Origin of the sequence: Streptosporangium nondiastaticum (assembly GCF_003011965.1) — a bacterium.
GTDB lineage: Bacteria > Actinomycetota > Actinomycetes > Streptomycetales > Streptomycetaceae > Streptomyces > Streptomyces nondiastaticus.
Genome location: NZ_PXWG01000021.1, coordinates 40,420 through 61,186, shown reverse-complemented (window position 1 = coordinate 61,186; position 20,767 = coordinate 40,420). Strand labels below are relative to the sequence as shown.

General features: G+C 73.0%; 15 protein-coding genes. 6 read left to right on the top strand and 9 right to left on the bottom strand.

The annotated features are described in order from the left end of the window. Positions 1-34 precede the first annotated feature (34 nt). From B7P34_RS11900 to B7P34_RS11875, 6 genes are all read right to left on the bottom strand, one after another. A complete protein-coding gene (locus B7P34_RS11900) occupies positions 35-1,597 on the bottom strand; it encodes an APC family permease (RefSeq protein WP_106675818.1) in 1,563 nt (520 codons plus the stop codon). A gap of 195 nt (positions 1,598-1,792) precedes the next feature. Next, a complete protein-coding gene (locus B7P34_RS11895) occupies positions 1,793-3,562 on the bottom strand; it encodes an N-acyl-D-amino-acid deacylase family protein (protein WP_106675817.1) in 1,770 nt (589 codons plus the stop codon). A gap of 284 nt (positions 3,563-3,846) precedes the next feature. After that, on the bottom strand, positions 3,847-4,974 hold the full coding sequence (locus B7P34_RS11890) for an LLM class flavin-dependent oxidoreductase (RefSeq protein ID WP_106675816.1): 1,128 nt from the start codon (positions 4,972-4,974) through the stop codon (positions 3,847-3,849). A gap of 180 nt (positions 4,975-5,154) precedes the next feature. Next, entirely contained in the window at positions 5,155-5,979 is an 825-nt protein-coding gene (locus B7P34_RS11885) for an SDR family NAD(P)-dependent oxidoreductase (protein WP_106675815.1), read from the bottom strand. A 66-nt stretch (positions 5,980-6,045) separates the two neighbouring features. Next, positions 6,046-7,029, bottom strand: coding sequence for a TIGR03619 family F420-dependent LLM class oxidoreductase (locus tag B7P34_RS11880; protein ID WP_106675814.1), 984 nt, complete (start codon positions 7,027-7,029; stop codon positions 6,046-6,048). Further along, positions 7,016-8,242: an amidohydrolase family protein gene (locus B7P34_RS11875; protein ID WP_106675813.1), complete on the bottom strand. Its 1,227-nt coding sequence runs from the start codon at positions 8,240-8,242 to the stop codon at positions 7,016-7,018. The genes B7P34_RS11880 and B7P34_RS11875 overlap by 14 nt, the downstream gene beginning before the upstream one ends. A gap of 164 nt (positions 8,243-8,406) precedes the next feature. Here B7P34_RS11875 and B7P34_RS11870 point away from each other — a divergent pair, with 164 nt between their 5' ends. The 3 genes from B7P34_RS11870 (at position 8,407) to B7P34_RS39355 (ending at position 13,188) form a co-directional block, all read left to right on the top strand. Then, a complete protein-coding gene (locus tag B7P34_RS11870) occupies positions 8,407-11,337 on the top strand; it encodes an AfsR/SARP family transcriptional regulator (RefSeq protein ID WP_106675812.1) in 2,931 nt (976 codons plus the stop codon). 532 nt (positions 11,338-11,869) lie between these two features. After that, a complete protein-coding gene (locus B7P34_RS11865; protein WP_106675811.1) occupies positions 11,870-12,112 on the top strand; it encodes a hypothetical protein in 243 nt (80 codons plus the stop codon). Positions 12,113-12,759: 647 nt separating this feature from the next. Further along, the gene (locus B7P34_RS39355) at positions 12,760-13,188 is read left to right on the top strand and encodes a hypothetical protein (protein WP_106675810.1); all 429 of its coding nucleotides are present in this window, start codon (positions 12,760-12,762) and stop codon (positions 13,186-13,188) included. Between the two features lie 27 nt (positions 13,189-13,215). On the opposite strand, the gene B7P34_RS11855 is transcribed toward B7P34_RS39355, so the two are convergent. Together B7P34_RS11855 and B7P34_RS11850 are read right to left on the bottom strand one after the other, a co-directional pair. Next, the gene (locus B7P34_RS11855; RefSeq protein WP_223267757.1) at positions 13,216-13,686 is read right to left on the bottom strand and encodes a pyridoxamine 5'-phosphate oxidase family protein; all 471 of its coding nucleotides are present in this window, start codon (positions 13,684-13,686) and stop codon (positions 13,216-13,218) included. A 62-nt stretch (positions 13,687-13,748) separates the two neighbouring features. After that, entirely contained in the window at positions 13,749-15,431 is a 1,683-nt protein-coding gene (locus B7P34_RS11850; RefSeq protein WP_106675809.1) for an AMP-binding protein, read from the bottom strand. A 303-nt stretch (positions 15,432-15,734) separates the two neighbouring features. Here B7P34_RS11850 and B7P34_RS11845 point away from each other — a divergent pair, with 303 nt between their 5' ends. From B7P34_RS11845 to B7P34_RS11835, 3 genes are read left to right on the top strand one after another with little or no spacing between them, the layout of a single operon-like run. Further along, entirely contained in the window at positions 15,735-16,940 is a 1,206-nt protein-coding gene (locus B7P34_RS11845; protein WP_106675808.1) for a lipid-transfer protein, read from the top strand. Positions 16,941-16,944: 4 nt separating this feature from the next. Next, positions 16,945-17,412 (top strand): Zn-ribbon domain-containing OB-fold protein, encoded by a 468-nt coding sequence (locus tag B7P34_RS11840; protein WP_189382703.1) that lies wholly within the window; start codon positions 16,945-16,947, stop codon positions 17,410-17,412. Further along, complete coding sequence (locus B7P34_RS11835) at positions 17,388-18,227, top strand: enoyl-CoA hydratase/isomerase family protein (RefSeq protein WP_223267756.1); 840 nt, start codon at positions 17,388-17,390, stop codon at positions 18,225-18,227. The genes B7P34_RS11840 and B7P34_RS11835 overlap by 25 nt, the downstream gene beginning before the upstream one ends. Before the next feature lie 190 nt (positions 18,228-18,417). Here the strand turns inward: B7P34_RS11835 and B7P34_RS11830 are convergent, their stop codons facing one another. Beyond that, positions 18,418-20,622, bottom strand: coding sequence for a serine/threonine-protein kinase (locus B7P34_RS11830; RefSeq protein ID WP_223267755.1), 2,205 nt, complete (start codon positions 20,620-20,622; stop codon positions 18,418-18,420). Between the last annotated feature and the right edge of the window lie 145 nt (positions 20,623-20,767).

Sequence of the window (20,767 nt, the reverse complement as noted above, 5' to 3'; positions counted from 1 at the left end):
GCACAACAGCAGCCCTGCACCCCCGGCGCCGTTCCTACCCCTCCACCACCAGCGCCGGCGTCGACCGCGTCAGCACCTCGCCGCGGAAGAACGCCGGGCTGCGGCGCTGCATGGCGAGCATCAGCACGACGCCCAGCAGGAGCAGTGCCACGCCGATCACGAACACCGAGCCGACGCCCAGCACCGAACTGCCGCTCCCGTAGGACGGGTCCCACATGTCGTACAGCGTCTTGCCGAACACGGCGGCCAGCAGCGCACCGCCCAGGACAGGGAACACGCCCTTGAAGAGGGCGTCCCGCACGGAGCGACGGAGCTCGCCGCGGAAGTACCAGGCGCACGCGAACGCCGTGATCGAGTAGTAGAAGCAAATCATCAGGCCGAGGGCGTAGATCGTGTCGATGAGGACGTTCTCGCTGAGGAAGCTCATGGCCGCGTAGAAGACGCCCGTGGCGGTGCCGGCGGCGACCGTGGCCCGGCCGGGGGACCTGAAGCGCGGGTGGATGCGGGCGAAGGACGGCGGCAGGGCCTCGTAGGCGCTCATGGCCAGCACCGTGCGGGCGACGGGCAGGAACGTCGTCTGGAGGCTGGCGGCCGCGGAGGCCAGGACGGCGACGAACAGCAGCACGCCCAGGGCGGTGCCCATGACCGGGTCGGCGAGCGCGGCGAAGACGTTGCCGGCGGTGTCGGGGTTGCCGAGGCCGGTGCCCTCCTCGCCGGTGCCGGCGAACATCTGGGCGGCGACGGCGGTCAGCAGGTACGAGCCGACGAGGACGACCATGGCGAGGAGCGCGGCGCGGCCGGGGGTCTTCGCGCTGCCCTGCGTCTCCTCGTTGACGGTCAGGCACGCGTCCCAGCCCCAGAACATGAAGATGGACAGCGAGAGCCCCGCCGTGAAGGCCGCGAAGGACTGGACGGCGAAGGGGTTCAGCCAGGTCCAGGAGAAGCCGGTGGAGGCGGGCAGGTCGCCCGAGCGGGCCTTGGTGAGGGCCATCGCCACGAAGACGGCCAGGACGGCGAGTTGCAGGGCGACCAGCGCGTACTGCACGCCCTTGGTCGCGGTCATGCCCCGGTAGCTGATGGCCGTCGCCGCGGCGATGAAGGCGAGGCACGTCGCCACGTGCACGGGGCGATTCCCGTCGAGGGCGGCCACGGAGTCGTTGCCGGTGAGCTGCCCGAGGAGGAGGTAGAAGAAGGACGTCGCCACGCCCGCGAGGTTCGACAGGACGATGATCGTGGCGATCACGAGGCCCCAGCCGCACATCCAGCCGACGCGCGGCCCGAACGCCTGCACCGTCCAGGTGAAGGACGTGCCGCAGTCGGGGACGGCCTTGTTCAGCTCGCGGTAGGCGAAGGCGACCAGCAGCATCGGCAGGAAGCCGGCCAGGAAGACGGCGGGCATCTGGACGCCGACCTGGCCCGCGGTGGGGCCGAGGGTGGAGGTCAGGCAGTAGACGGGGGCGACGGTGGAGATGCCGATGACGGCGCTGCCCAGCAGGCCGACGGAGTTGCCGCCCAGGCCCTTGCCGGGCCGCTGACCCGCAGGGGTGACGCTCGTTACCGTGTCTCCGGCCCCGGGCCGCGGGTGTACCTGAACCATGGGCAGGACGGTAGGGGGTGCTGTTTCCGCATCCGGAGGTTTGCGGTCCAGAAACTGGACCACGAACTTTCCACCCCTACCCATCAGTTGCCCTGGCAAATGAAGGCGCTCTCGTCGTTACGGCCGGTAACTTCAAGGCCGCACGAGCAATTCCCCTGAGTGCGGGAACCGCACCCCCACCCCTTTTGTCCCGTTTCAAAAATTTCCCGTCCCCACCGTCTCCGTGTCCCTCCCCGACCGCAGCACCGTCCCCGGCAGCGCCCCCGTCACCACGTCGTGCCGCACCGTCTCCACCCCGTTGACCCGTACGCTCACCACGCCCACCGCCCGCGAGTCCAGCCGCGGCCCGTCGCCCGGCAGGTCGTGGACGAGCGTGGCCGGGCCGGCGTCGATGCGGCCGGGGTCGAAGAGGACGAGGTCGGCCGCGTACCCCTCGGCGATGCGGCCGCGGCCGCGCAGGCCGAACAGGCGCGCCGGGTCGTCCGTCAGCATCCGCACGGCGCGCTCGACCGGCACCAGCTTGCGGCCGCGCAGGCAGTCGCCGAGGAAGCGCGTCGTGTACGGGGCGCCGCACATCCGGTCCAGGTGCGCCCCCGCGTCGGAGCCGCCCAGCAGCACGTCGGGGTGTTCCCACGTGCTCCGGCGCAGCTCCCAGCTGGCGGGGTCGTCGTCCGTGGGCGTCGGCCACAGGACGGTGCGCAGTTCGTCGGCCGCGCAGATCTCCACCAGGCACGCGAAGGGGTCCAGGCCGCGCTCGGCGGCGATGTCAGCGACCGTCCGCCCGGTCAGGCCGTCGTTCTCCTTGGCGTACGTGTCACCGATCACGTACCGCTCGAAGCCGGTCAGGCGGCGGAAGACGCCCGCCTCGGGGCTGCGGGCGCGGCGCAGCATGTCCGCCTGGACGGCCGCGTCGCGCAGGGCGGTGATGCGGTGCGGTACGGGCAGGGAGAGGATCTCGCCCCAGCCGGGGATGAGGTTCAGCGCGCAGAAGGCGCCCAGGGACATGTTCATGGGCGTGAGGATGGGCATCGTCAGGGCGACGATGCGGCCACCGGCGGCGCGGGCCCGCTCGCTCGCGGCGAGCTGGCGGGGCACGCGCCCGGGCTCGGCGGCGTCGACGGTGAGGACGTTCCAGTTGAGGGGGCGGCCGGCGGCCGTGCTCAGCTCCGTCAGCAGGTCGATCTCGTCGTCGTCGAAGCGGTCGAGGCAGCCCGGGACGATCGCCTCGATCTGGGTGCCCTCGTGCTTGCCGACGGCCGCCGCGAGCGCGAGCAGCTCGGCGGGCGTCGCGTGCCGGGATGCCACGGGGCGGCCGTCGCCGTCGGAGTGGGTGGTCGACTGCGTGGTGGACAGGCCCCAGGCACCCGCCTCCATGGCCTCGTGCAGGAGGGCGGTCATGTGCCGCAGCTGCCCCGCGTCGGGCTGCCCGCCGACGGCGTCCGGGCCCATCGCGCAGCGGCGCAGGGCGCAGTGCCCGGCCATGAACCCGGCGTTGACGGCTATCCGCCCGTCCAGCGCGCCCAGGTACTCCCCGAAGGACGACCAGTTCCAGGGCGCGCCCTCCTCCAGGGCGGCGAGCGACATGCCCTCGACCTTGCTGAGCATGCGCCGCGTGTAGTCGGCGTCGGCGGGCCGCGCGGGGTTCAGGGGCGCGAGGCTGAAGCCGCAGTTGCCGCCGACGACCGTGGTGACGCCGTGGCTGAGGGACGGGGTCGCGTACGGGTCCCAGAAGAGCTGGGCGTCGTAGTGGGTGTGCGGGTCGACGAAGCCGGGGGCGAGGACGAGGCCGGAGGCGTCCTCCTCGGTCCGGGCCCGCTCCCCCACCCGGCCGCCGGCCTGCACGGGGGACGGCGAGCGGCGGCGGATCAGGGCGATGCGCCCGTCCCGGATGCCGATGTCGGCGGCGTAGGAGGGGGCTCCGGTGCCGTCGATGACGGTGGCGCGTCTGATGAGGTGGTCGAGCATGGCAGGTCACCTTTGCTGTCGGTCACCGTTACCTACGCGGAATCGCTGCGCGGAACTGCCTGCGCGGACGGACGGGCACGAGACGAACGAGCACGAAGGGCCCGGAGAACCCTCCCGCCGCAACGGCGACGTGCCGCGACGGCGAGGGTCCGGCGGAATGCCCGCTACCGGAGCAGACCCGTACACGACGAGCCGCCGGAGGCCGGGGCGGCGGATCCGGGAGGCCGCCGCCCCGGTGCACGGGGAATCCGCCGCGCGAAGGGGGCGCCCCGGAAAGGGGGCCCTCAGCGCTCCGCCGCCCGCCGCAGGCGCGTCGTGCGGTGCACCGGATCCGTGTCGATCTTCGGGATGACGTGCTCCCCGATCAGCCGGATGGTCCGCATCGTGTCCTCGTACGGCACGCCGACCGGCAGCCCGAACGACAGCTGGTCCGCGCCCGCCTGCTCCCACCGCTTGCACTGCTGGAACACCTCGTCCGGGTCGCCGCAGATCATCAGCTCCTCGGCGATGAGGAGCTCGATGACCTCCTCGGTGTACTCGGGCAGGAGTTCCGGCCAGCGCGGTATGCCCTCGGGGCGGGGGAACGTGTCGTGATAGCGGAAGAGCAGCGACTGGAGGTAGTGCAGCCCGCCCGCGGCCGCGATCTCCACGGCCTTCGCGTGCGTCTCCGCGCAGACGGCCGTGGACGTGACCATGACGTTGTCGTTGACGTACGCGCCGACGGGCTCGGCCCCCGCGATCGCCGTCTTGTACGAGTCGACGACCCACTCCATGTCGGCGACCTTCTGCACGCTGAAGCCGAGGACGCCGAGCCCCTTGCGCGCCGCCATCGCGTACGAGGAGGGCGACCCGGCCGCGTACCACATGGCGGGGTGCGCGGGCCCGTACGGCTTCGGGAGCACCCTGCGCGGCGGCAGGGACCAGTGCTTCCCCTGAAAGCCGGGGTACTCCTCCTGCAGCCACATCCGGGGGAACTCGGCGATCGTCTCCTCCCAGATCTCCTTGGTGCGGTCCATGTCGGTGATGCCCGGCAGGAACCCGAGGATCTCGTGGCTGCCCGCGCCCCGCCCGGTGCCGAACTCGAAGCGGCCGCGGGAGAGGTGGTCGAGCATGGCGGCCTTCTCGGCGACCTTGACCGGGTGGTTGACCTGCGGCAGCGGGTTGAAGATGCCGGAGCCGAGGTGGATGCGGTCGGTCGCGTGCGCGAGGTAGCCGAGGAAGACGTCGTTGGCGGAGAGGTGCGAGTACTCGTCCAGGAAGTGGTGCTCGGAGGCCCAGGCGTACTTGAAGCCGGACTTGTCGGCCTGGATGACGTACTCGGTCTCCTCCATCAGCGCGTGGTGCTCGGCCCGTGGATCGTCCCGCCGCCGGCTCGCCGGAACGTATCCCTGCACGAAGATCCCGAATTCCACGGAGGTTCACCGTCCGTCCGTTCAGGTTTTCCGAGTTCTGACGCAACGCCTTCTGAAGCAACATCTTCTGACGAATCGTCAGATCGCTGGCTGCTGAGACTCTGGCACCGGCCCCCGGCGGCGTCAAGACGCCGTGGGCCGTCACGGCCGCGGCCTCCCGGCCCCGGGGCGCCCACGCCCTCAGGAACCCAGCGGCACCCCGGCGATCCACCCGCCGTCCGCCACGAAATGCTGCCCGGTCGCGTACGAGGAGTCCTCCGCCGTCAGGTAGAGCGCGAGCCGCGCGATCTCCTCCGGGCGGCCGATCCGACCCATGGGCACCGCCTTCCGGTAGAACGCGGCGGCCCGCTCCGCGGCGCCTGCCCGCTCCGCGGGGTCGGCGGGGCCGGCAGGGGCGGCAGGGCCGGTTGAGGAACCCGAGGCGACCGGGTCGGTCATGGGGGTGTCGATCGCGCCCGGGCACATGGCGTTGACGCGCACGCCCTTGGACGCCAGCTCCAGCGCCGCCACGCGGGTCATGGCGAGGACGGCGGCCTTCGAGGCCGAGTAGGAGGAGAGGAGGAGGAAGCCGGAGAGGGCGGCGACCGACGATGTGTTGACGATCGTGCCGCCGCCCGCCGCGATCAGCTCGGGCGCGGCCGCCCGCATGCCGAGGAACGTGCCGAGCTGGTTGACGCGGCAGACCTCCACGAACTCCTGCAGGGGCGTGTCGACCAGCGGACGAGCGCGCAGGATCCCGGCGTTGTTGACGAGTCCGTCCAGCGAGCCGAACGCCTCCTTGGCGGCCGCGATCGCCGCCGGCCAGTCCGCCTCCTCACCGACGTCGAGGTGGACGTAGCGCGCCACGTCGGCGCCCAGCTCCTTCGCCACGGCGCGGCCCTGCTCGTCGAGGACGTCCGCGAGGACGACCTTCGCGCCCTCCGCGGCGAACAACCGCGCTTCCTGCTCGCCCTGTCCGCGCGCCGCGCCCGTGACGAGCACGACACGGCCGTCGAGCTTGCCCATGATGCCCCTCTCTGTCGTCCGCCTCTGTCGCCCCTACCGCCTGTGCGCCTGCACCTGCCCTTCGGACTACCCGCTGAGGAGCGGAGCAACTGATTCCGCGAACGCCTCCATCTGATCGAGGAGTTCGGCCGCGTCGCGCGAGCGGAACCGCACCTGTATCTGGTCCACGCCCATCGCCCGGTACGCCCGCAGCGACTCCGCGAGCGCCTCCGGCTCCCCGGTCAGCGTCCGGCCGCCGGTGTCCCAGGCCGGGCTCCCGACGTACAGCGCCTCGGAGATCGCCCCGACCGCGAAGGGCCCGTCCCGGCCCGCCTCCTCGCGCAGCCGCCGCAGCTCGGCGACGCGCTGCGGCAGCTCGTCGCGGCGGTCGCCCTGGGACAGCCAGCCGTCGCCCCGGAGCGCCGCCCGGCGCAGCGCAGCGGGCGAGGAGCCGCCGACCCACAGCGGCGGGCGCGGCGTGCGGACGGGCCGGGGCGCCTGGCCGAGGCCCTCGAAGGCGAAGCGGCGGCCGCTGAACCGCGGGAACTCGGCCGGTCCGAGCGCCGCCTTGAGCGCGTCGAGCGTCTCGTCCAGGATCGCGCCGCGCCGCCCGTAGTCGACGCCGAGCGCCGCGAACTCCTCCCGGACGTGCCCGGCCCCCACCCCGAGGACGAGCCGCCCGTCCGCGAGCCGGTCGACGGTCGCGTACTGCTTGGCGAGCGCGAGCGGGTGCCGCAGCGCGGCCACGGCGACGTGGCTGAGCAGCAGGACGCGCCCGGTGACGGCGGCGAGGTGGGCGAGGGTGGCCACCGGGTCGTACCAGACGGTGCCCATGGCGGCGGCCAGGCGCACGGGGACGGCGACGTGGTCGCAGGTGGCGACGTACGCGAAGCCGAGCCGGTCGGCCGCGCGGGCGATCCGCCGCAGCTCGGCGGGGCCGGCCTCGACCTCCCACGGCTCGGCGTAGAGGGTGCTGAGGGAGGTGACGGGGAGCTGCATGCCGTAGGAGAGGCGGCCCGGGGGCAGCACCTGCAGGCCGGCGGCCGGCGGAGGTTCCTCACCCCGCGGCATGCGCCCACAGCCCTTCCTCCGTGAGCCCCAGCAGGTCGATCGCGTTGCCGCGGACGATGCGCTCGACGACGTCCGGCGGCAGGTGCCCCATCTGCCGCTCCGCGACCTCCTTCGAGCGCGGCCAGGTGGAGTCGGAGTGCGGGTAGTCGGTCTCGTAGAGGACGTTTCCGGCGCCGATCGCGTCGAGGCTGCGCAGGCCGAAGGCGTCGTCGAAGAAGCAGCCGTGGACGTGCTCGGCGAACAGCTCGGAGGGCGGCCGCCGGACCTTGTCCGCGACGCCGCCCCAGGCGCGGTTCTGCTCCCAGGTGACGTCCGCGCGCTCCAGGACGTACGGGATCCAGCCGATCTGCCCCTCGGCGTACATGATCCGCAGGTCCGGGAAGCGTTCGAAGGCGCCGGACATCAGCCAGTCTGCGAGCGAGAAGCAGCAGTTGGCGAAGGTGATGACGGAGCCGACGGCGGGCGGCGCGTCGGCCGAGGTGGACGGCATGCGCGAGGAGGAGCCGATGTGCATGGCGATGACGGTGCGGGTCTCGGCGCAGGCGCGCAGGAAGGGGTCCCAGGCGTCGGTGTGGACGGAGGGGAGGCCGAGGTGCGGGGGTATTTCGGAGAAGCAGACGGCGCGCACGCCGCGCGCGGCGTTGCGGCGGACCTCGGCGGCGGCCAGCCCGGCGTCCCACAGGGGGACGATGCCGAGGGGGATGAGGCGGCCGTGCGCCTCCGGGCCGCACCACTCCTCCACCATCCAGTCGTTGTACGCGCGGACGCCGAGGAGGGCGAGTTCGCGGTCCGCGGCCTCGGTGAAGGTCTGCCCGCAGAAGCGCGGGAAGGTGGGGAAGCAGAGCGCGGACTGGACATGGTTGCGGTCCATATCGGCCAGTCGTTCCGGGACGCTGAAGGAACCGGGCCGCATCTGCTCGTACGTGATCCCCTCCAGCCTGACCTCATCTCTGGAGTATCCGACGGCGGTATCCAGCCGTGTGAGCGGACGGTGCAAATCCTCATAGATCCACCAGTCCGCCTCCGGCCCGTCGTCGCCGGGGGCGCCCATGACGGGAGTGAACCTTCCGCCGACGAAGGTCAGCTCCTTCACGGGCGCGCGCACGATCCGCGGCCCGACGTCGCGGAACTTCGCCGGTAGCCGGTCCGACCAGACGTGAGGAGGCTCGACCGTGTGATCGTCCACCGAGATGATGCGGGGGATGCTCTCCATGGCTGACACGTTAGCGACGATCTGACACTTCGTCAGCAAGCCGCCGCAGCAGGCGTGGGGCGGACTTCGGCAGGCCTTGTGGAGAGGCCGGACCCCTGCTGACGCAGAGCCCCCTGACAAGGCAGACTGGCCGTGCGACCGAGCGGGACAAGCAGGGGGTCACCATGGCCGGCGACACAGGGCACGGGCAGCAGCTCCGATTCACCGTGCTCGGGCCCGTCCGGGCCCGCCGCGGCAGGGAACTGCTGAACACCGGCTCGCCGCAGCAGCGGGCGCTCCTCGCGGCCCTGCTGCTGCGCGGCGGCCGGACCGCCACCGCGCCCGAGCTGGTGGACGCGCTGTGGGGCGACGAACCGCCGCACGCCGCCCTCGCCGCGCTGCGCACGTACGCCTCGCGCCTGCGCAAGGCCTTCGGCCGGGACGCCGACGTTCTGGTCAGCGAGTCCGGGGGGTACGCCGTCCGGATCGGCCTCGGCTGCCTGGACATCGACCGGGCCGAGCACCTCGTGACCGAGGCGGAGAAAACGCGCGCCTCCGGCGACCGCCACCGCGCCCGCGACCTCATCAACGAGGCCCTCGGCGTGTGGGACGGCGAGCCGCTGGCCGGCCTCCCCGGCCCGTACGCGGAGACGCAGCGCACGCGCCTGGAGGAGTGGCGGCTCTCCCTCATCGAGACCCGGCTGGACCTGGACCTGGAGGTGGGCAGCCACGCCGAGGCGGTCTCGGAGCTGACGGCCCTCACCGCCGCCCACCCGCTGCGCGAGCGGCTGCGCGAACTGCTGATGCTCGCCCTCTACCGCAGCGGCCGGCAGGCCGAGGCCCTCGCCGTCTACGCCGACACGCGCCGGCTCCTCGCCGACGAGCTGGGCGTCGACCCGTGCCCCGAGCTCTCCGAGCTCCAGCAGCGCATCCTCAACGCCGACGCCGACCTCGCCCTGCCCTTCGTCCCGGACGACCGGCCCTGCGCCGGGCCCGCCTTCATCCGGCCCGCGCAGCTGCCCGCGACGGTCTCCGACTTCACCGGGCGCGCCGCCTTCGTGGACGAGCTCGGCGACCAGCTCGCGACGTGCGACGGCCGGGTCATGGCGGTGTCGGCGGTCGCCGGCATCGGCGGCGTCGGCAAGACGACGCTGGCGGTGCACGTCGCGCACGCCGCCCGGCACCACTTCCCGGACGGGCAGCTGTACGTGGACCTGCAGGGCGCGGGGCCGCTGCCCGCCGAGCCCGAAGCAGTGCTCGGATCGTTCCTGCGCGCCCTCGGCATCCCGGACGCCGCCATTCCGGAGGGGGTGCAGGAACGGTCCGCGCTCTTCCGCTCCACCCTCGACGGCCGCCGCGTCCTCGCCCTGCTCGACAACGCCCGGGACGCCGCCCAGGTCCGCCCGCTGCTGCCCGGCACGGAGGGCTGCGCCGCCCTCGTCACGAGCCGCACGCGCATGGTGGGCCTCGCCGGGGCCCACCTCGTCGACCTGGACGTGATGAGCCCGGACGAGGCGCTGGTGCTGTTCACCCGCATCGTCGGCACCGAGCGCGTGGAGACCGAGCGCGACGCGGCGATGGACGTCGTCGCGGCCTGCGGCTTCCTGCCGCTCGCCATCCGCATCGCCGCCTCCCGCCTCGCCGCCCGCCGGACGTGGACCGTGTCCGTGCTGGCCCGCAAGCTCGGTGACGAGCGGCGCCGCCTCGACGAGCTGCGCGCCGGCGACCTCGCCGTCAAGGCCACCTTCGAACTGGGCTACGGCCAGCTGGAGCCCGGCCAGGCCCGCGCCTTCCGGCTGCTGGGCCTCGCGGACGGCCCGGACATCTCCCTGGCCGCCGCCGCGGCCGTCCTGGACCTGGACCTGGACGCGACCGAAGAGCTCCTGGAATCGCTCGTCGACACGTCCCTGCTGGAGTCCGCCGCACCCGGCCGGTACCGCTACCACGACCTCGTCCGCCTCTACGCGCGTGCATGCGCGGAGCGGGACGAGTACCCACCCGGAGAAGGCGCCGCAGCCCTCTCCCGGCTGCTCGACTTCTACCTGGCGACGGCGGCCGGCGTGTACGTGCTGGAGCGCCCCGGCGACCAGCTCCTCGCCCACCTGACGCCCACCTCCCACCCGGGGCTCGTCTTCACCGACCAAGCGGCGGCGGCCGACTGGCTCTTCGCCGAGGCCGGGTGCCTGCTGGCCTGCGTCCGGCAGCACGCGTCCGCCACCGGCGACACCCTGCGCCGGGCCGTCGACCTGCTGCTGGCGGCCAAGGACCTCGCCGAGTCCGGCGCCGACTCCCGCCTCTACGAGCAGGCCGCGACGGCGCTGCTGGCCGCCACGCAGGCGGCGGGGGACGCCCGGGCCGAGGGCCGCGCGCGCACCGTCCTGACGCACGTGCACAGCCTCGCCGGCCGCTTCGGCCAGGCGGACGAGCACGCCCTGCACGCCGTCCTCCTCGGCCGCGCCACGGAGGACCCCATTCCGTGCGGGTACGCCTCCAACAACCGCGGCATCATCGCCACCTACCAGCATCGTTACGAGGACGCCGAGGCCTACATCGAGCAGGCGCTGGAGTGCTTCCGCGCGGACGGCAACCGGCCGTGCGAGGCGAGCGCCCTCAGCAACCTCGCCCGGGTCCACCTCGACACCGGGCGTATCGATTCGGCCATCGAGCTCGTGGAGCAGGCCATCGCCATCTACCGCGAGAACAAGGTCAGCTGGCGGCTGGCGAACGGCCTGTACTCGTACGGCATGGCCCTCACCCACGCACGGCGCTTCGACGAAGCGCTGCGGCAGCTCGACAACGCCCTGTCGATCTTCGTCGACAACCGGCAGCGGCTGTGGGAGGCCATGACCCACTACCGGCTGGCCGAGGTCCACCTCGCGGCCGGCCGGCCGACCGCCGCGGCCCACCACGCCGAGCAGGCGCTGAAGATCCGCGGCATCGGCGGGGAGTGGCGGCGCAGCAACATCCTGACCGTGCTGGGGCGCTCGCTCGACGCGCTGGGGCAGCCGGGCCGGGCGCGCGCCTGCTGGACGGAGGCACTGGCGGTCTACGAGCAGCTGGGAGCACCGGAAGCGACGGAGGTACGAAGGCTGCTGTCGCTGGTGCCGGCGGCGTAGGGGGCGGGTCGGGGCTCCGGTCCCGATCCGGCCCGGACAGGAGCGGGCTGCCGGGCGGTGGGTGGAACCCTGCGGTCCGGGGTAGCGAGCAAGGAGCGGGCCGGGCAGGCTCGGCGGGCTCCGGGGTGGACTTCGGGTTGAGCTCCGGGGTGGGCTCCGGGGTGGGCTTCAGGGCCGGCTCCGGGGTGGCGTGCGTCACTCCGGACGGAAGCGGAACCGGTCCGGAGCGGCCGTGGAACGGCCGCGAACCGGCACGGAACGGCCGTGGAACCGGCACGGAACGGCCGTGGAACCGCCCGGAAAAACGCTGTCACGTGCCCGTTCATCGATCGTTTATCGCGACAGGGCAGTCTGAGTCCTGTCGATCCGTCGCGTCGGGGGGCAGACGGGTCGTAGGTGAGGCCTCACCTCAGGGGTGATCAGCCCCAGTCCCCGTCCGGCGGCCATCGGGGGAGTCGCCGGGCGGGTTCTGCATCCCAGCACCAACCCCTCACGCCAAACGACTCGCACCGACCCATCGGAGTTGATCGCTATGAGCGACGAGCGCAAGCTCACGCCAGGCGTGGCCACACCGCAGGACGACCACACCACCGGAGGCACGTTCGCAGCGGGGCAGCAGTTCGCGCCGCCGCCGGACGACCACGCCACCATCGGTGAGCCCGTCGCCCTCAAGGACAAGAACGTCCTGAAGAAGAAAAAACCCCTACCGGGTGAGGACAGGGTCGTCATGGACGACCACACCACGGGGGACAAGCCCAAAACCGGGCTGATCTGATCGGGCTCCCGGGGCGGGGGATTTCTGGCCGGAAACATCGGCGGGCAGGAATTCCCCGGCCGGGGGCTCAGGGGGAGAGCACGACGGGGAAGCGTTCCGGGGGAGGAAGATCCACAGGGGACGCACCCGGGAAGACGCACGACGGGGGAAACGTACGGGGGAACACACGACGGGGGAATTCCAACGGGGGATCACGGGGGATTTCCAACGGGGGTCGTCCGACGCATGAGCAGCACGGGGGGCGTCGGACGGGGAGAAAGGCGCCACCGCACGGGGGAATGCACGGGGGAACGCAAGACGCACAACAACTGAAGAGACAAAAGAACAACGAAGAACAACGGGGGAAGCAACAGGGGAAAAGCAACGAGGGAAAGCAACGGGGGAACGTGCAAAACAACTGAACGCACAACAACTGAACAGGGATGTCCAACGGGGGACTGTCAGGGGCCGGCGTCGGCAGCGCGGAGGGGAAGCCGTCGACGCCGACCCCTGCAGTCATGCGCCCAACGGCGCCGAACTGCACGAAAGAGGACCGGAGTTCGTGCCTGCACTTCGGTCCGAACGGCGGACGCAGTCGTCCTCACCCGCTAACTTCGCCGACACATGCACCACCACTGCATCACACCCCCGAATCAGAGGAGTCGGAAATGAACGGCACGACCATGCGCACGAAGAAAGCCCTCGTCATAGCCGCGATGACCGCCATGGCGGCCGCCGGGGCCATGGCCGCGGCAGGCCCCGCAGCCGCCGACGACCACCTGACCACGGCGACATCGGCCGGCCTGGTGCGGCTCGCGCACCCGATCGGCGACCACGCGGACGCCCCGGCGGACCACCACGCGGGCACTCCGGGGGATGACCACGCAGGCTCTCCGGGGGACGACCACGGCACGGGCGGTCGTGACGATCACGGCACGTTCGTCAACGACGACCACGGCACGGGTGGCGGAGACGACCACGGCACAGGCGGTCGTGACGACCACGGCACGTTCGCCCGCGACGATCACGGCACACTCGTCAGCGACGACCACGGCACCATCCGGGCCGGCTTCGACGCCGCCTCAGCGGCTCGCTAGGCCCGGCCGCTGCGCCGGCCCTGCCGGTCAGCTCGCGCGGCCCAGGTCGGCCGAGTGCCAGTGGCGCGGCCGCATCCTGATCGCCACGACCGCCTCCGGGTCGGCCATGATCCTCTCCAGGTGCGCGTCCACTGCCGCTTCCGTCGGCAGGTAACGGACAGCGATCTCCCTCGCCAGCTCCTCCGTCGCCGTTTCGAGCGACACGAGCTCGCCTTCGACGGAGACGTACCGGTACGTCGGAGACGTCTGGTCCACCAAGAGCGTGAATCGCCCGGCATCGGCAATGAGCTGCGCTTTGCGGGAGGCGCGGCCGGTGACCAGCACGACCTCACCGCCCGGACGGTAGACATACCAGACGGGCACGTTCACCGGTCCGCGTCCCCCGCCCGCTTCGACGGCGACGGCCGCCACGTGGGGGCCGGCCAGGAATTTCTCACGCTCTTCGACGGACAGCGGCATCGCATCCACCTCGTTCACGCTCGGGGCTCCGAGGGCCATCTTCGCTCCCCGCCCCGTACGGCGCCGGGGGCCGCGCCGCCGTTCCCCCTGATCATCCCCCTTCACCGGCCCTTCGTTCCGCCGGGCGGCCGCAGTCCGCCCTTGACCACCTTGCCGGAGGCGTTCCGCGGGAGCCCCGGGACGAACTCCACCTCGCGCGGCACCTTGTACGCGGCCATCTCGCGCCGCGCCCAGGCGATCAGCTCGTCCGCGGAAAGCGCGGGGGCCCCGTCCCTGCGGACCACGTAGGCCCTGCCGACCTCGCCCAGCCGCTGGTCCGGCACGCCCACGACGGCGGCCTCGGCTATGCCGGGATGCCGGGCGAGCAGCCGCTCCACCTCCGCCGGGTACACGTTGAAGCCCCCGACCACGAACATGTCCCCGACCCGGTCGGTGATCCGCAGGTTGCCCTCGTCGTCCAGCACGCCGATGTCGCCGGTGTGCAGCCAGCCGTCCCCGTCGACGGCCTCCGCCGTGGCCCGCGGATCCTCGAAGTAGCCGGACATGACCTGGTAGCCGCGCACCAGGATCTCCCCCGGGCTGCCGGACGGCAGCGCCTTCCCGTCGGCTCCGGCCACCCTGACCTCGGTGTCCGGCAGGGCCCGGCCCGCGGTGCGCGAGACGACCTCGGCGGGGTCGTGGCGCCGGCACATGGTGACGACACCGGTGGCCTCGCTCATCCCGTAGGCCGTCAGCACCGTGGGAATGCCGGCCTCCGTCTGCAGCCGCTCGACCAGCCGCGGATCCACGGCCGCCGCTCCCGTCACCACCAGCCGCAGTGACGACAGTGCGCACGCCGGCCGGGCCGCGTGGTCGAGGAGCGCCTGGAGGAGGGTGGGCGGGCCGGGCAGCACGGTGATGCGCTCCGCCGCGATGCCGGCCAGCACCGTGTCCACCGCGAAGACGGCCTGCGGCACCATCACCGCGCCGCGCATGAGGCAGGCCAGCACCCCGGCCTTGTAGCCGAAGGTGTGCGAGAACGGGTTGACGATCAGATAGCGGTCTCCTCTCCGCAGCCCCGCGAGGTCGCACCAGGAGCCGAAGGTACGCAGGGTCTGGGCGTGGGTGACGACCACGCCCTTGGGCTCACCCGTGGTGCCGGAGGTGAAGATGATGTCCGAGGGAGCGTCGGGGCTGATGGCGTTCGCCCGTGCCCGTACGGCCCAGGCCGGCACCGCGTCCCCGGCGGCGACGAACTCCTTCCACGTCCGGAAACCGGAGGCCGACGGCGCGTCCTCGGCCAGCACGACGACCTGCTCCAGGTGCGGCAGCCCGGGCAGGGGGACCTCCCCCTCCCCCGCCTCCCCCGCACGACTCCGCCTATGGGCGCGGCCGCGGTCCCGGGCCGCGGGCGCGCCGCCCGCGGCCCGCCGCAGCGCGGCGACGTAGGACGTGCCCAGGAAGGTGCCGGTGACGAAGAGCAGCTTCGCCCGGGTGCGCCCGAGCACGTGGGCGGCCTCGGCACCCTTGAGCCGGGTGTTGACCGGGACGAGGACCGCGCCGGCCGTGACGGCGCCCAGGGCGGAGACGATCCAGTCGAGGGTATTCGGCGCCCAGACGGCCACGCGGTCGCCGGCCTCGACGCCCGCCGCGAGGCACCCGGCGGCGGCCCGCTCGATGCGGGCGGCGAGCTGCTCGTAGCCGATCCTGGTCCGGCCCTCGACCACGGCCTCGCGGTCGCCGTGGCGCGCGGCCGCCGTGCGGACCAGCCGGGGAAGGGACATGAACTCCAGGTCTCCGCGCATCGCGTGCCCTCCCCGCCGCCCCGGCCGGCCCAATGCTGACTGTTCGTCAGATTAGCGATACCCTTCCGCGCTGTCAGCAGGGGACGCAGCGGTAGCAACGGCAGGAGCAGCAGGGACGCCAACAGCGGCGGCAACGGCGGCGGCAACGGCGGCGGCAGGAGCGAATGCAGCAGCGACGGCGCCAGGAGCGGCAGCAGCAACTTCACCGGCAGCAAGGGCAGCAACGGCAGTAGAGGCAGTAGCAACAGCGGACGGGCCGGTGCCGTAGGTGACGAGGGGATCGACCGGAGCGCGGAGGCGACGATGGCGGCAAGGGCGACGAAGAGCACGACACCCGCACCTCCCCCGGCACGCAGGGGTTCACCGGCGCTCAAGGACGCCACCGCGATCGTCGGCATAGGTCAGACCCCCTTCGCCCGCCGGCTCGAAGCCTCGGAGAAGTCCCTGGCCTGCCGTGCGATCCTCGCCGCGCTCGACGACGCGGGCATCCCCCCTTCCCAGGTCGACGCTCTCGCCTCCTACACCATGGAGGAGACCGACGAGGTCGAGATCGCCAAGTCCATCGGCGCGGGCGACGTGACCTTCTTCGCCAGGACCGGCTTCGGCGGCGGCGCCTCCTGCGCGACCGTCGCCCACCTCGCCATGGCGATCGCCACCGGGCAGGCGTCCGTCGGCGTCGCCTGGCGCTCCCGCAAGCGCGGCTCCGGCCCCCGCCCCTGGCGCAACACCCGGACGCAGCTCCCCACCCCCGCGCAGTGGAGCCGCCCGTACGGGCTGATCCGCCCGGCCGACGAGATCGCCATGCTGGCCCGCCGCTACATGCACGAGTACGGGGCCACCCGCGAACACTTCTTCAACGTCGCCCACGCCTGCCGCCGTCACGCCTCCCTGAACCCGGCCGCCGTGATGCACGGGCGCCCGCTCACCCGCGACACCTACATGACCTCGCGCTGGATCAGCGAACCGCTCTGCCTCTACGACAACTGTCTGGAGACGGACGGCGCCCTGGCCTGCGTCGTCGTCTCCGCCGACCGGGCCCGCGACTGCCGCCGCTCCCCCGTCTACGTGCACTCGGCCGCGCAGGGGCTGCCCGCCCAGCACCACGGCATGGTCAACTACTGGAACGACGACCCGCTCACCGGCCCCTCCTGGACCGCCGCCCGGCAGCTGTGGAAGACGGCCGACTTCGGCCCCGCCGACATCGACGTCGCCCAGATCTACGACGCCTTCACCCCCCTCATCCCGCTCTCCCTGGAGGGCTACGGCTTCTGCGGCCGCGGCGAGGGCGCGGCCTTCACCGAGGACGGCGCCCTCGAACTCGGCGGCCGGCTCCCGCTGAACACCGGCGGCGGCGGGCTCAGCGAGGCCTACGTGCACGGCTTCAACCTCATCACCGAAGGCGTCCGGCAACTGCGCGGCACCTCCACCGCGCAGGTGCCCGGCGCCTCGACCTGCCTGGTCACGGCGGGCGAGGGCGTCCCCACATCGGCTCTCCTGCTGAGGAGTTGAGCTCATGTCCTCCATGATGAGGGGCACCACTGACAACGGGCCCCTGCTGCCCGAGCCCGACGAGGACGGCGCGCCCTTCTGGGAGTTCGCGGCCCGCGGCGAACTCCGCGTCCAGGCCTGCTGCCTCTGCCGTGAGCTGCGGTTCCCGCCGCGCCCGTGCTGTCCGCGCTGCCAGTCCTTCGACAACGAGTGGCAGCGGATGAGTGGCCGCGGCCGCATCTGGTCGTACGTCCTGCCCCACCCGCCGCTCCTGCCCGCCTACGCCGCGCGGGCCCCGTACAACGTGGTGGTCGTGGAGCTGGCCGAGGCCCCGCGCATCCGCCTCGTCGGCAACCTCGTGGCGGCGCCGGGCGCGGACATCGACTCCGTGGACCCCGAGCAGCTCTACATCGGCGCTCCCGTGCGCGTCACCTTCGCCCGGCTCCCCGGCGGCTTCACCGTGCCGCGATGGCTGCTGGGGGCGACGTCATGAGCGGCAGCGGGAGCGGCGGCAATGGCAACGCCGGCAGCGGCGGCGGCTCGGGCGTGCGGGCGGAGGTACGCACGGACGGCGTCGCGCTCGTCACCCTCGACCGGCCCGAGCGGCACAACGCCCTCGACCTGGCGGCTGCCGCCGAACTCACCGACGTGTGGCGCCGCTTCCGCTTCGACGACACCGTCCGCGCCGTCGTACTGACCGGCGCCGGCGACCGGGCCTTCTGCACCGGCATCGACCGTTCCGCCGACGTCCCCCAGCCGGGCTCGCCCTACTCGCTGGACGACCCCTTGCGCACCATCGGCCCCAAGTCGGCCGACCTGTGGAAGCCGGTCGTCGCAGCGGTCGGCGGAATGGCGTGCGGCGGGGCGTTCTACCTCCTCGGCGAGGCCGAGTTCATCGTGGCCGCCGAGAACGCCGCCTTCTTCGACCCGCACACGACGTACGGCATGGTCAGCGCGTACGAGACGGTCCACATGGCGCAGCGCATGCCCTTCGGGGAGGCCGCCCGCCTGGCCCTGATGGGCACCGCCGAGCGGCTCTCCGCACGGCGCGCGTACGAGATCGGTCTCGTCTCCGAGCTGACCGCGCCCGGGGAAGCCGTGGCCGCGGCGTTGCGCGCGGCCGCCGTCATCGCGGCGTGCCCGACGGAGGCGGTCCAGGGCACGGTGCGGGCGCTGTGGGCGGCGAAGGAAGCGACCCGCGAACGAGCCCTCTCCCTCGCGCCGCACCTGATCTCCCTGGGCAACCTGCCCCAGGAGGAACAAGCAAAGCTGTTCACCTCCCGGGACCGGAACCACCGCCTGCGCTGAGATGCCCTCCGTAGCGACGCAGGCGCGACCAACCACGCACGCCCCGCAGCCGCAGCACCGGACGGACCTCCCCACGCCCCTCAGGGGCGCGGGGAACTGCGCGACCAGCCACACACGACCCGCACCGACCCACCGCACCGCGGGCCACCGCCCCGCGTTGGCGAACGCGAACCGCCACGCCCCCGCACCGTCAGCGGCGCGACGTCATCCCCGTGCCCTTGGCCGCGTCCAGCGCGTACACGCAGCGGTCCTTGCTGCACGCGTACACCACTCCGCCCGCCGCCACCGGCGAGCCCGTGATCTCACCGCCAGTGGCGAGCTTCCACCGCAGCTGGCCGCCCGCCGCGTCCACCGTGTACAGGCAGTGGTCGGCGGAGCCGAAGTGGATGCGACCGTCGGCGATGACCGGGGAGCCCACCACGTCGCCGCCGGCGGCGAACCGCCACTTCGGCGTGCCGGTGACCGCGTCGAGCGTGTAGAGCGCGCCGCCGCTGCCCAGATGGACGGAGCCCGCCGTGACCAGCACCGGCTCCGTGGACTGCCGGGCTTCGGTGGCGATGCGCCAGCGGTCGCGGCCGGTGGCGGCGTCCAGGGCGTAGACGGTGCCCAGGTAGTCGGCGATGTAGACGCCGCCTCCGGTGACGGCGGGGCCGGGGGCGAAGGCCGGCGGGCTGAGGAACACGGCGGGCGCCTCGAAGCGCCAGCGCACGTCACCGCGCGCCACGTCGATGGCCAGCACGCGCGTGCCCGCGGCGACGTACACGACGCCGTCGGGGCCGGCCAGGAGCCGTACGGGCACGCCGCCGCAGGAGGCGGTGTCGCCCACCGGGTACGACCAGCGCTCGGCGCCGGTACGGGCTTCCAGGGCCCGCAGCCGGGCGTCGGCCCAGACGTAGACCACGCCGTCGTGGACGAGCGGCCCGCAGTCGGGCGTCTCGAAGTCGGTCTGGGCGCCGCCCATCTCCCACAGCAGCTCGCCGTTGGCGGCCTCCCAGGCCTGGACGCCGCCGCCGCGGGTGCCTGTGACGACCGTGCCGCGGTCGGCCCGCAGGGAGTAGACCCAGCCGTCGGTGGCGAGGCGCCAGCGCTCGGCGCCGTCGGCCGCATCCAGGGCGTAGAGCGTGGGGCCGTCGGAGGCGTGGATGCGCCCGTCGGTGACGGCCATCGCCCAGGCCACGTCCCGGGTCTTGAACTGGCGCCGCCCGGTGGCCACGTCGAGGGCGTGCACCTCGAACGACGTGACGTACAGCAGCTCGCCGGCGACGGTGGGCGTGCCCCAGACGTCGTTGGACATGCGGAACCGCCAGGGCCGCCAACGGCTCTGGTCGCCGGGGGCGTTGGTGGCGGCGTCGGCCGCGGGGCCCGTCGCCTGGGCGGGGACGGCGGGGGCGGCAGGGGCGGCGGGCGCGGCAGGAGTGGTGGCGGCCGTGGCGGCGGTCGCCGTCATGGTGCCGCGGTCCGGCAGGTCGTCCCAGCGCGCGGCCGCGGGCGCGGCGGGGCGGGGCTCGGGGACGGAGGCAGCGGAGGTGTGCGCGGACATGTGCGCCGTGTCCGCCTCGGCCGCCGGTTCGCGCAGGATCTGCTCGGCCAGGTCGGCCGGGGGCCGTACGGCCGGGTCCTTGGCGAGCAGGGTCTCGATGAGCCGGGTGAGCTCGCCCGCGTTGCGCGGCGGCTCCAGGGGGTCCATGGCGATCGCGTAGGCCGTCTCGACGGCCGTGTCCTTGCGGAACGGCGGGCGGCCCTCCAGGGCCTGGTACAGCGTCGCGCCGAGCGCCCACAGGTCGGAGGCGGGCCCGGGCTTGGCGCCCTTGACCCGCTCGGGCGCGATGTAGTCGATCGAGCCGACCATCTCGCCGGTCTTGGTGAGGGTGGAGGTGCCGGTGGACTGGGCTATGCCGAAGTCGGTGAGGACGACCCGGCCGTCGTCGCCGAGCAGCACGTTGCCCGGCTTCACGTCGCGGTGGAGCACCCCGGCCGCGTGGGCCGCGCGGAGCGCCGCGATCATGCCGCGGCCGATGCGGGCGGCCTCCTCCGGGGTGATGGTCCCGTGCCTGAGGACGTCGCCGAGCGTCTTCGAGGGCACGTACTCCATGACGATGCAGGGCAGGCCGTGGTCGTCGACCACGTCGTGCACGACGACGACGTTGGGGTGGGTGATCCGGGCGGCGCTGCGGGCCTCGCGGCGGGTGCGCTCGTAGAGCGTGGCGAGCTCGTCGTCGTCCAGATACGGCGAGACGTGCAGCTGCTTCAGCGCGACCTGACGGTCGAGCAGCTCGTCCTGGGCGCGCCAGACCGTGCCCATGCCGCCGCGGCCTATGCGGTCGACGAGGCGGTACCGCCCGGCGACCAGCCGGCCGTGGTCCTGCCACTGACCGGACGCCGCCTGCCCGGGCACTGACCCATCCACCCCGAAGCCCTCCGGTTCCCCTGCTGTGCTGTGTCGCGACACGATATACGGCACCTTCTCAGGGGCGATCTCAGGGAACGGCCAGGGTTGCGAGGTGTGCCGCAAGCGCGTTCCGGTTGACACCATGTTCTGT